The sequence below is a fragment of the Peribacillus sp. P4_C12 genome (assembly GCF_056402095.1).
Genome location: NZ_JBFUIB010000387.1, coordinates 1 through 3,632, shown reverse-complemented (window position 1 = coordinate 3,632; position 3,632 = coordinate 1). Strand labels below are relative to the sequence as shown.

The 3,632-nt window shown below is 37.3% G+C and carries 4 protein-coding genes and 7 tRNA genes; 1 reads left to right on the top strand and 10 read right to left on the bottom strand.

From position 1 onward, the window contains the following. Positions 1 to 422 precede the first annotated feature (422 nt). Positions 423 to 635: a hypothetical protein gene (locus AC1DUW_RS23535; RefSeq protein WP_477643586.1), complete on the top strand. Its 213-nt coding sequence runs from the start codon at positions 423 to 425 to the stop codon at positions 633 to 635. Positions 636 to 1,146: 511 nt separating this feature from the next. Here AC1DUW_RS23535 and AC1DUW_RS23530 read toward each other — a convergent pair. From AC1DUW_RS23530 to AC1DUW_RS23485, 10 genes are all read right to left on the bottom strand, one after another. Then, complete coding sequence (locus AC1DUW_RS23530; RefSeq protein ID WP_053344511.1) at positions 1,147 to 1,686, bottom strand: DUF6241 domain-containing protein; 540 nt, start codon at positions 1,684 to 1,686, stop codon at positions 1,147 to 1,149. Positions 1,687 to 2,014: 328 nt separating this feature from the next. Continuing rightward, positions 2,015 to 2,485 carry a tyrosine-type recombinase/integrase gene (locus AC1DUW_RS23525; RefSeq protein ID WP_477643585.1) on the bottom strand — a complete coding sequence of 157 codons (471 nt, stop codon included), beginning with the start codon at positions 2,483 to 2,485 and terminating at the stop codon, positions 2,015 to 2,017. Continuing rightward, positions 2,463 to 2,849, bottom strand: a complete 387-nt coding sequence (locus tag AC1DUW_RS23520; RefSeq protein ID WP_053344509.1) for a site-specific integrase — start codon at positions 2,847 to 2,849, stop codon at positions 2,463 to 2,465. Before AC1DUW_RS23520 ends, AC1DUW_RS23525 begins: the two co-directional genes overlap by 23 nt. Before the next feature lie 155 nt (positions 2,850 to 3,004). Next, positions 3,005 to 3,085, bottom strand: a tRNA-Leu gene (locus AC1DUW_RS23515). Positions 3,086 to 3,093: 8 nt separating this feature from the next. Continuing rightward, positions 3,094 to 3,167: transfer RNA gene (locus AC1DUW_RS23510), tRNA-Cys, on the bottom strand. Between the two features lie 8 nt (positions 3,168 to 3,175). Then, positions 3,176 to 3,250: transfer RNA gene (locus tag AC1DUW_RS23505), tRNA-Gly, on the bottom strand. A gap of 3 nt (positions 3,251 to 3,253) precedes the next feature. After that, positions 3,254 to 3,328, bottom strand: a tRNA-Gln gene (locus tag AC1DUW_RS23500). A gap of 38 nt (positions 3,329 to 3,366) precedes the next feature. After that, positions 3,367 to 3,442, bottom strand: a tRNA-His gene (locus tag AC1DUW_RS23495). 17 nt (positions 3,443 to 3,459) lie between these two features. Then, a tRNA-Trp gene (locus tag AC1DUW_RS23490) sits at positions 3,460 to 3,533 on the bottom strand. A gap of 10 nt (positions 3,534 to 3,543) precedes the next feature. Continuing rightward, positions 3,544 to 3,627, bottom strand: a tRNA-Tyr gene (locus AC1DUW_RS23485). Positions 3,628 to 3,632 lie beyond the last annotated feature (5 nt).

The window sequence follows — 3,632 nt, the reverse complement described above, 5'->3', positions numbered from 1 at the left end:
CTTCAATGCAATCCTCTATTAATATATGAGTAACTATCAATTTTAAATCCATATTGGTAAAACCATTCAATAAAATTTTCAATATGTTAACTTTACATATTGAAAACCTTCGATATAACAATAGCGGAGGTTGATTACTTATGTTACCTACACGGGAGCAGCTTATACTACATCTATCAGACAAAATGACAAACCAAGACATTGCGAACATTTATGGGACTTCTTTTCAAAAGGTAATTCAGACACCATCCCGATTGATCTCCGTGGCAACCTCGCGATGTAGTTTATTCGATAAGAGTCTAGCGACTCTCCCATTGCTCTAAAATGATAAATATTTCCTGGAAATTTATAAATAAAAAAGCCGCGACAACTTCATGTACAACTGAATAATTTAATTTATGACATCAAAAGGAGGTGGTTGTATGAGTAATAAACGGCCAGATGTAGTCATTATAGTCAGAGATGAAGATGATTTTGAGAATATTGCTAAATTTGAAATAATCGGAAGCGCATCCCCGTGTAGAGAGTTCCTAYGGGTAGGTGCTCCTATAAGTGATGTTGTATTATGTATGGTTAGGAATGGGTTTGTAAACGCTCAGGCTGAAAATGCTGTTATATTTTTCCGTCCTAGGTAATATATGACTTCAACTTGATGTTATCCTCTTCAGGTAGACTGTAAAAAAAGTGGACAAGGTATGATGTTCATAATAGTCGACTTGGAAGGGATTTTTTTATGGCTGTGTTAAATGTTAATGTTGATTTTTTAATATAATAGGAGAAACCCAAGAGGTATATGGGCTGCCCTTATACTTAATTGATATTTTTAATAATGCAGAACAAACAAAAGAAAAAGACGCTTCCCACGAGGACGGCGTCTTATTTTTGTTTATTCTTATTATTGAATTTCTAAATACGAGTGTTCGGGAGGGTGATATTCTATCATTTCCCGAATATCCGTCCATTCGAAGCTACATAGGAAAACAATAACTTACAAAGATTCAAGCGGTGAACACTTTGAAAATGAATCTTACGAATACAACCGAATAGTGTGACCTCATTCACGCTTTATAGGTACTAACCTGTATATGAGTAATATAAAATATAAATTTTAAAATAAAAAATAAGCCTCGATAGGCTCGTTTTTTATTAAAAGTTATTTTCGATAAATTTTGCTTCTTCATTTGAGTTAAGTGTTCCTGTAGCTCTCCCAACAGTTCCATTTTGATATTCCCAAAAGTAGTTATGATCTTGAGCAACGTTGTCAAAGTTTCCTTCTTTCCAACCAGTTACGATATTTAACAAATCACCTTTAAGCATGAAATCGCTATCATTCACAATCTCGTAAACTGCATTGATGTTTTCGGAATTCATCTCAACTGCTCCCCATTTCTCTTCCGCAATAACTTTTTGATGAGTCAAATGGTGCATAACATCCATAACTTCTTCTTGAGTTGAATTTTGGCTAAGACCAGTTTCATCTTGAACTCCACCAATTTCTGAAGTTTGTTCTTTCATATCTTCTTTCGCATCCTCATTTTTCGTAACATCCATGGCAGTAATTTCATTTGTATTTGGTTCATTATGAGTTGCTTCATACTTTTCAGCATTTTGTTGTAATGTTATTACCACTGCAAGAACTGCTGCAACAACTATAATTGCAACCACTGACCACCTAAATTTATTCATTATAAGTTCCTCCGAGTCATAGTTCAATTATCACTCATTTCAGTTACATCCTTTTATGGATAAGCTAACCATTATTATATTAACATAAACTATTAACAAATAATCTTAAACTATTAAGTAACCATATAGATAGATAGATATAAAATTTATATCTTATAATAAAAAAATTGAGCATAAGTTATTAATCCTCAAAATCATCTAAATCTAAATTTATTAGATGGGATTAATAATCACTCTGTATTGGCCAATAACTATTCCCTATATAATTCTATATAAAATTTATTGGAAACCAATACAGAGCATCCTGAGACTTCTGGGGACTATAATCTTACCAGTTAATCAATTGAACATTGGAATCTTTTAATCTTTCTTCAAATATCTCATAAGGATCAATTTGTCCATGCTTCAATTGGCTTTTATATAAGGTGTTTTCTAAGCAAGTTCTAAAGTAAGCTCCAAAGTAATCTATATCAGGATTTGCTTCTACCTCTTTTAAGACCCTATAACAAACTTCTTTACTCAATCCTCTCACCTTGGATTGAAACGGCACTAATCGCTCACGATGCCCCTTAGTATTGCGAATAAGGATCATCGAGTCTTCCCATCGTATATCATCCGTTTCTATACCAATCAATTCCGATGCCCTGACGCCTGTTTCGAGTAACAGCAGCATTATCGTATAATCCCTTACGCCAGTAAAAGTCCTCAAATCTGTAGATTTAAGTAGTTTATGTATTTGTTCGCGAGTAAACGTTTCTATAACAGTACGCCGGTCTTTAAAGTAGTTGAATGTTAGCAAAGGGATTCTTCGGGATATAACCGTGCTTATAAGCGAAATTAAAGAATGCTCTTATCGCCCTAAGCCGTGTATTAATCGAAACAATCTTTAACTCCAGAACATCCTTCGAATAGATAATAAATTGATTAATATGATCCGGCTTTATCTTCGCCGGCGTAGTGTCGAGTTCTAGCGTTTCTAACGCCTTTCTAAACGACATTAATTCGTTAGAGTAATAGGTTAATGTATGAGGACGCAAATTACGCAGATTTCCGTCTTGAAGGAATAGCATGAAGAGTTCGTCAAAGTTGAAACTATCGTGGATTACTTCGGATTGGATAACTTTCATTTCGCGTTGATTAAGTTGATTATTACGACGTGCCATAAATATCGCCTCATTCCGATTAGTTAGCGATACTACGCACACGATTGATCGCGCACGATATTTTACGTCAAATCGTGAAATTTACGCAAATAAAAAACGTTCCCTACCGAAGTAGAGAACGCTGACGTCACCGCATTTAAGGCGACTTCTTTTAATACCGGTGGCCGGGGTCGAACCGGCACTCCAGAGGAACACGATTTTGAGTCGTGCGCGTCTGCCAATTCCGCCACACCGGCATTTTTGTTGGAGGCGGCAACCGGAATCGAACCGGTGGTAAAGGTTTTGCAGACCTCTGCCTTACCGCTTGGCTATGCCGCCAACGTTTTTGGAGCGAAAGACGGGATTCGAACCCGCGACCCCAACCTTGGCAAGGTTGTATTCTACCACTGAACTACTTTCGCGAATGGCTGGGCTAGAAGGGATCGAACCTTCGCATGACGGAATCAAAATCCGTTGCCTTACCGCTTGGCTATAGCCCATTAACGTTATATTTATTATACCATTATTTATTAAAAAATGGGGCGACTGATGGGAATCGAACCCACGAATGCCTGAACCACAATCAGGTGCGTTAACCACTTCGCCACAACCGCCATTATAAAATTAAAATTGGCAGGGGTAGTAGGACTCGAACCCACACTGGAGGTTTTGGAGACCTCTGTTCTACCTTTAAACTATACCCCTGTAAATAAAATGGTGGAGGGGGGCAGATTCGAACTGCCGAACCCGAAGGAGCGGATTTACAGTCCGCCGCGTTTAGCCACTTCGCTACCCCTCCGCAAT

What these genes read in the sequence shown, in the direction of transcription:
- AC1DUW_RS23530 (WP_053344511.1), bottom strand. Translation starts at nt 1,686, where the DNA reads ATGAATAAATTTAGGTGGTCAGTGGTTGCAATTATAGTTGTTGCAGCA.
- AC1DUW_RS23520 (WP_053344509.1), bottom strand. Translation starts at nt 2,849, where the DNA reads ATGGCACGTCGTAATAATCAACTTAATCAACGCGAAATGAAAGTTATC.